We start from the raw sequence: 6,067 nt of genomic DNA, 5'->3' as shown, positions 1-6,067 counted from the left end.
GGCCCGCGGCGGGGAAGCGGCAGGACACCGGGTCATCGCCCTGAGCATGGGTCCCGCCGGTGCTGTCAACGCGGTGAAGAAGTCCCTGCAGATTGGCGCCAGCGAAGGCGTCCACCTCAGCGACGACGCGCTGGCCGGATCCGACGCCGCCGCCACCTCGCTCGCACTCGCCGCGGCCATCCGCCACCTCGGCGCGGACACCCCCGCCGACCTCATCCTCACCGGCATGGCCTCCACCGACGGCGAAACCTCCCTGGTCCCGGCCCAGCTCGCCGAACGCCTGAACCTGCCGCAGGTCACCTTCGCCTCCGCCCTGGAACTCGACGGCGGCAAGCTCACCGCCCGCCGCGACGGCGACACCCACGCCGACACCGTCGAAGCCGCACTGCCGGCCCTAGTCTCCGTCACAGACCAGATCAACGACCCCCGGTACCCGAATTTCAAGGGCATCATGGCGGCCAAGAAGAAGACCATCACCACGCTGAGCCTTGCCGACATCGGGGTTGATCCGGCGCAGGTCGGACGGGCCGGCTCCTGGACCGCCGTCGAAACCGCCGAGGCACGCCCGGCGCGCACCGCCGGCACCATCATCACCGACGAGGGCGACGCCGGCATCAAGCTGGTTGAGTTCCTGGCCGCCCAGAAGCTGCTCTAAGGGGATTCTCAGACATGGCAAAAGTACTGGTATTCATTGACAACCCCGGCCAGGCGCTGAAGAAGGCCAGCCTGGAGCTGCTCACCTTTGCCCGGTCCCTGGGCGAGCCCGCGGTCGCCTTCAACGGTGAACTGCACGACGGCGTCGCGGAAACCCTGGCTGCTTACGGCGCCCAGGCGCTGTACCGGCCCTCCGCCGCTGACCTCGACGACTATCTCGTTGGCCCCAAGGCCGCTTACCTGGCCGCGGCGGTGCAGACCGCCGGTGCCACCATCGTGCTGACCGAGAACTCGGCGGAGGCCAAGGAAATCGCCGCCAGGCTCGGCATCAGGCTCGGTGCCGGTGTCATCACCGACGTCGTCGGCGTGGAACCGGGCGGCACCGCGCACAAGTCCGTGCTGGCCGGTTCCTACACCACCACGGCGAAGGCCACGACGCCGGTCGCAGTCCTCACAGTCAAGCCCAACAGCATCACGCCGGAACCCGCCGTGACCGGCACGGCGCCGGCAACCGTCACCGTGGACGTGCCGGAGACGGCCGCCGCGGCTTCGGCCAGGATCACGTCCCGCACTGAAAAGGCCGCCAGCGGCCGGCCGGACCTCGGTGAGGCGCGGATCGTGGTGGCTGGCGGCCGCGGCGTCGACGGCAACTTCGGCCCGCTGGAAGACCTCGCCGACGCCCTGGGAGCCGCCATCGGCGCCTCCCGCGCCGCAACGGACGCAGGCTGGATCGGCCACGACGCCCAGATCGGCCAGACCGGCAAGACCGTCGCGCCCCAGCTGTACATCTCGGCGGGCATCTCGGGAGCCATCCAGCAGAAGGCGGGCATGCAGACCGCGAAGGTGATCGTCGCGGTGAACAAGGATGCCGAATCTCCCATCTTCGAGATCGCCGATTTCGGCATTGTGGGGGACCTCTTCAAGGTCCTGCCGCAGGCCACCGAGGAAATCAAGAAGCGCAGGGGCTGATTCCTTGAACTCCTTCGCCGCGCAGGCGCAAAGCCCGTTCGATCCGGAGCGCCACCGGATCGAACGGGTGCTTTGTTTCACCGCACACCCGGACGACATCGATTTCGGCGCCGCCGGCACGATCGCCGCGTGGACCGCCGCCGGGATCCAGGTCAGCTACTGCATCATGACCGACGGCGACGCCGGCGGCTTCGACCCCGGGCGACGGGACGAGATCGTCCGGCTGCGCAATGAGGAGCAGCGCCGTGCGGCCGCCCTCGTCGGGGTGACCGACATCCACTACCTGCACGAGCGCGACGGCTACCTCGAGCCCTCGCACGGCGTGATCCGCGAAGTGGTGCGGCTGATCCGGCAGCTCCGGCCCGACGTCGTGCTCTCGATGCACCCGGAACGGAACTGGACCCGGATCCAGAAGAGCCATCCCGACCACCTGGCGGTGGGGGAGGCCGTGACCCGGGCGGTGTATCCGGCGCTGGAGAACCCGTTTGCCTATCCGGAGCTGGCCGAGGCGGGGCTGGAGGCCTACAAGCTGCCGTGGCTGTGGTTCATTGCAGGGCCGGAGGACCGCGAAAACCACTTCGTCGACGTCACGGAACACGTCGAGGACAAACTCGCCGCGATCCACATCCACGTCAGCCAACACCCCGACATCGCGGCGATGGACCGGACCGTCCGCGGCGGGATGCTGCGGACCGCGGAGCGCGGCGGCCTCCCGGCCGGGCGCAGTGCTGAGGCATTCCACGTCGTCACAGTCAACGGCCCGGGGACCATCGCCGGATTCTAGTGTTGCCCCCCGCCGTCTGCTCCCATAAGCTGGCCTCTGTTTAAATCATATTTAATTGAGGAAGGCAGGCTTTAATGGCGAAGACTGCGCAGCACCCGGTGCTCGTGATTATGGGCGTCTCGGGATCAGGAAAGTCAACCGTGGCCGGCCTGCTGGCCGGCCGGCTGGGCTGGGATTTTGCCGAAGGCGACGATCTGCACCCCGAAGCCAACGTGGCCAAGATGCACGCCGGCCAGCCCCTGACCGACGAGGACCGCTGGCCGTGGCTGGAGAGCATCGCCGGGTGGATCCGGCAACGCACCGAGTCCGGGACGCCGGGCGTCGTCACCTGCTCGGCGCTGAAGAAGCGCTACCGGGATGTCCTTCGGGGTGACGGTGTGGTGTTCGTGTTCCTCGACGGCAGCAAGGACCGAATCTCGGACCGGCTGGCGGCACGGCACGGGCATTTTATGCCCCCGGCCCTGCTCGCGTCGCAGTTTGAGGCGCTCGAGGCCCCTTCCGGGGACGAACACTTCATCACCCTGAGCGTCAGTTCGGCACCCTCGGACGAGGCGCAGGAAATTATCGACCGGCTCCAGCTCGACGCCGGCGACGCGCGCAGGCCGTAGCCAGCCCGCCAGTCCTTACCCCGCTATTCCAGCTAGGAACATCTTGTGAATTCTCTGTCAGTCATGCAGCTTCCCGCTGCCCTCGAGGCCTGGACCGGCTTTGACACCCGCCTTATGGTGGTTGCGGCCCTGGGCATCGCACTCATCGTGGTGCTTATTACCAAGTTCAAGCTGCACCCCTTCCTGGCCCTCATTCTTGGTTCGGCCTTCGTCGGCCTTGCCGCAGGGGTGGAACCGGCCCTGGTCATCAAGAACTTCGAAGATGGAGTCGGCGGCGTCCTGAAGGAAGTCGGCCTGCTGATCGCGCTCGGAGCCATGCTCGGCAAGCTGCTGGCGGACTCCGGCGGCGCCAACCGGGTCGTGGATACCTTGCTGGCCAAAGCCACCGGCCAGAAGCTCGTGTGGTCCATCACCCTCGTGGCGGTGATCATCGGCCTGCCGATGTTCTTCGAAATCGGTCTCGTGCTGCTGCTGCCCGTCATCGTACTGGTGACCCAGCGCTCCAAAATGCCCCTCATGCGCATTGCCATTCCGGCGCTGGCCGGCCTGTCCGTGCTGCACGGTCTGGTGCCTCCGCACCCGGGACCACTGATCGCGATCAGCGCCGTCAAGGCTGAGCTTGGCACCACGCTGGCGCTGGGCCTCCTCGTCGCCATCCCCACGGTCATCATCTGCGGCCCGCTGTTCTCCCGGCTGGCCGCGAAATGGGTTCCCGTCGGCGCCCCCGCCGTCGCGGGAGGCATCGACACCGTGCACGGCGCGGACCTGGAAGGCGTCAAACGCCGGCCGAGCTTCCTCGTCACGCTGCTGACCATCATCTTCCCGGTGGTGCTGATGCTCCTCAAAGCGGTCATGGACATCATCTGGCCCGACCCCGCGACCGCCCCGTGGATCCGGACCTTCTTCGATTTCGTCGGCCAGCCGCTCGTCGCCATGACGCTGGCCGTGCTGCTCGCCATGGTCACCTTCGGCTACGCCGTGGGCTTCACGGGCAGCAAGATTACCTCCAAGATCGGCGCAAGCCTGGCTCCCATCGCCGGGATCATGCTGATCGTGGGCGCCGGAGGAGGCTTCAAGCAGACACTGATCGGCGCCGGCGTCGGCGATTCCGTCAAGAAGTGGGCCGAGGGCAGCAACATGTCCGTCCTGCTGCTGGGCTTCATCGTCGCCGTCGCGCTGCGCCTGGCCACCGGGTCGGCCACCGTGGCGACGGTGACGGCCGCGGGAATCGTCGCACCGCTGGCCAGCTCGCTCACCCCGACCCATGCTGCGCTGCTGGCCCTCGCGATCGGCGCCGGCTCGCTGTTCCTCTCGCATGTGAACGACGCCGGGTTCTGGCTGGTCAAGGAATTATTCGGATTGACGGTCGGCCAGACGTTCAAGACCTGGTCCGTGATGGAGACACTGATTTCCGTGGTCAGCTTCGGCTTCATCATGCTCTTGTCGCTCATCATCTGACCGGGCTGGATCTAACCGGGCTGGATCTGACCGGGCCCGGATCTGACCGGGCCCGGCCGGCACGGCGCCAGTTCGGGCCTTAAACCACAAGCCGCGCAGGCCTTGAACCTTTTGGGGGGTTCACGGCCTGCGCGGCTTCGTTGGTTCGCGGTTCCGGCGCTAGGCGCCCAGCGGGGCCTCGGCCACCGCCGGCGTGGTCGGCGAGGCCGAGCCGCCGGTTGGCTCCACCGTGATGCCCAGGGCTGCGGCAGTGCTGACGCCCTTGACGACAGCCGGCTTGGACAGCGCTTCGGCGTCCATCAGGCCCTGGGACACCGGGGCCGAGCCGTCCTTGGGGATCAGCCACATCTGGTACACCTTGCCGGGCGGCGGTGCCGGGACGTCATTCATCTTGACGACGATCGCGTCCCTGGAGGTCGAGAGGGACACAGTGGCCGTGCCGCCGCCGGCAACGTTGACGGTCGCCTGCCGCACGTCGCCGGCCTGCAGCACCTGGTTCAGCGGATCGTTCTGGTTTGCCACATAGGCGCCGACGCCGACTCCGCCCAAGGCGATGACGGCAGCGGCAGCGACGCCGACCAGCCAGTTGCGCATTCCCTGCGGCCGGCGTCGTTCGTCCCGGCGCTTTCGGGCGGCGCCCAGTTCGTCGGTGACGGAGAGCCCGGAGGGCTCACGGACCGGCCGGGCCACGACGGGCGGGACCGCCGCGGGCTCCTGTCCCGGGTGCATTCCCGGCGCGGCGGCCGCGTCCTGGGCCGGCAGGGACGCCATGATCCGGTCCAGCAGGCCTGCCGGCGGTTCCTCCTCGGCGGTGAAGCTGGTGGCGAGCGTTTCGCGGGCCTGGCGGACGCGGTCGTCAAAGGCGGCATGTTCTGCCGGCGGAGCCGAGGCGAGGTATGCCTCGATGGCGGCCCGCTCGGCGTCGTCCACGGCGTTCAGGGCATAGACCTCGGCGAGGTCAGCAGCGCGTCCCGAGGCCAGGTCGGTGGCAATATCGGCTGCAAAGCCGCCGGGGACACGGGAGTTGTTCTGTGCGTTCATGTCGGTCATCTCAACTCACCCCCAGGCAGGTCTTCAGTCGGATCAGTCCGTCGCGGATGCGGGACTTAATGGTGGGTACCGCAGCATTGAGCTTCTCTGCGACTTCCCGGTAGGTGAGGCCGCCATAGTAGGCAAGCCGCACGGATTCCTGCTGTGTATCGGTCAGCGTCTCCAGGCACCGCACCACAGCCTCGGCCTCAAGCCGGCTGCCGACCTCGTCGGAGACGGAATCATGGTCGATGTCCTGGCTGCTGGCACCGTATTTCGCTTCCCGGTCCGTGGAGGACTGCGAGGAGCGGACCTTGTCCACGGCCCGGCGGTGCGAGATGGTCATGAGCCAGGCGAGCGGGCTGCCGGCGTCCGGGTTGAACTTGGAGGCGTTCTGCCAGACCTGGAGGAAGACTTCCTGGGTGGTGTCCTCGCTGAGTTCCACGTCGATCAGAACGCGCCGGGCCATGCCGAAGACGCGCCGGGACGTGAGTTCATAGAATTCCGCGAAGGCCGCCTGGTCGCCGCGGGCAATCTGTTCGAGCAGCGCGCCGAGCCGGCGGTT

At 67.8% G+C, this 6,067-nt stretch carries 7 protein-coding genes; 5 read left to right on the top strand and 2 right to left on the bottom strand.

Annotation, left to right across the window (positions count from 1 at the left end; genetic code table 11):
• The 5 genes from BJQ90_RS18680 to BJQ90_RS18660 form a co-directional block, all read left to right on the top strand.
• On the top strand, window positions 1-655 hold a 655-nt coding region (locus BJQ90_RS18680; RefSeq protein WP_226761702.1), incomplete at its 5' end, for an electron transfer flavoprotein subunit beta/FixA family protein.
• A 14-nt stretch (window positions 656-669) separates the two neighbouring features.
• The gene (locus BJQ90_RS18675; RefSeq protein WP_226761701.1) at window positions 670-1,623 is read left to right on the top strand and encodes an electron transfer flavoprotein subunit alpha/FixB family protein; all 954 of its coding nucleotides are present in this window, start codon (window positions 670-672) and stop codon (window positions 1,621-1,623) included.
• A 4-nt stretch (window positions 1,624-1,627) separates the two neighbouring features.
• The gene (locus BJQ90_RS18670; RefSeq protein ID WP_226761700.1) at window positions 1,628-2,407 is read left to right on the top strand and encodes a PIG-L deacetylase family protein; all 780 of its coding nucleotides are present in this window, start codon (window positions 1,628-1,630) and stop codon (window positions 2,405-2,407) included.
• A 74-nt stretch (window positions 2,408-2,481) separates the two neighbouring features.
• The gene (locus BJQ90_RS18665) at window positions 2,482-3,015 is read left to right on the top strand and encodes a gluconokinase (RefSeq protein ID WP_226761699.1); all 534 of its coding nucleotides are present in this window, start codon (window positions 2,482-2,484) and stop codon (window positions 3,013-3,015) included.
• A gap of 63 nt (window positions 3,016-3,078) precedes the next feature.
• Window positions 3,079-4,473 (top strand): gluconate:H+ symporter, encoded by a 1,395-nt coding sequence (locus BJQ90_RS18660; protein ID WP_226761706.1) that lies wholly within the window; start codon window positions 3,079-3,081, stop codon window positions 4,471-4,473.
• A gap of 159 nt (window positions 4,474-4,632) precedes the next feature.
• Here the strand turns inward: BJQ90_RS18660 and BJQ90_RS18655 are convergent, their stop codons facing one another.
• Together BJQ90_RS18655 and sigK are read right to left on the bottom strand one after the other, a co-directional pair.
• On the bottom strand, window positions 4,633-5,523 hold the full coding sequence (locus BJQ90_RS18655) for an anti-sigma factor domain-containing protein (RefSeq protein WP_226761698.1): 891 nt from the start codon (window positions 5,521-5,523) through the stop codon (window positions 4,633-4,635).
• Window position 5,524: 1 nt separating this feature from the next.
• A partial coding sequence (gene sigK, locus BJQ90_RS18650) for an ECF RNA polymerase sigma factor SigK (RefSeq protein WP_226761697.1) occupies window positions 5,525-6,067 on the bottom strand: 543 nt, incomplete at its 5' end.

It is taken from the genome of Arthrobacter sp. SO3, from assembly GCF_020532825.1.
In the GTDB taxonomy this organism is placed as follows: Bacteria; Actinomycetota; Actinomycetes; order Actinomycetales; family Micrococcaceae; genus Arthrobacter.
The sequence above is the reverse complement of the archived record's forward strand: the minus strand, read 5'-3'. Positions and strand labels throughout refer to the sequence as shown.

What these genes read in the sequence shown, in the direction of transcription:
- BJQ90_RS18665 (WP_226761699.1), top strand. Translation starts at nt 2,482, where the DNA reads ATGGCGAAGACTGCGCAGCACCCGGTGCTCGTGATTATGGGCGTCTCG.
- BJQ90_RS18655 (WP_226761698.1), bottom strand. Translation starts at nt 5,523, where the DNA reads ATGACCGACATGAACGCACAGAACAACTCCCGTGTCCCCGGCGGCTTT.
- BJQ90_RS18660 (WP_226761706.1), top strand. Translation starts at nt 3,079, where the DNA reads ATGCAGCTTCCCGCTGCCCTCGAGGCCTGGACCGGCTTTGACACCCGC.
- BJQ90_RS18675 (WP_226761701.1), top strand. Translation starts at nt 670, where the DNA reads ATGGCAAAAGTACTGGTATTCATTGACAACCCCGGCCAGGCGCTGAAG.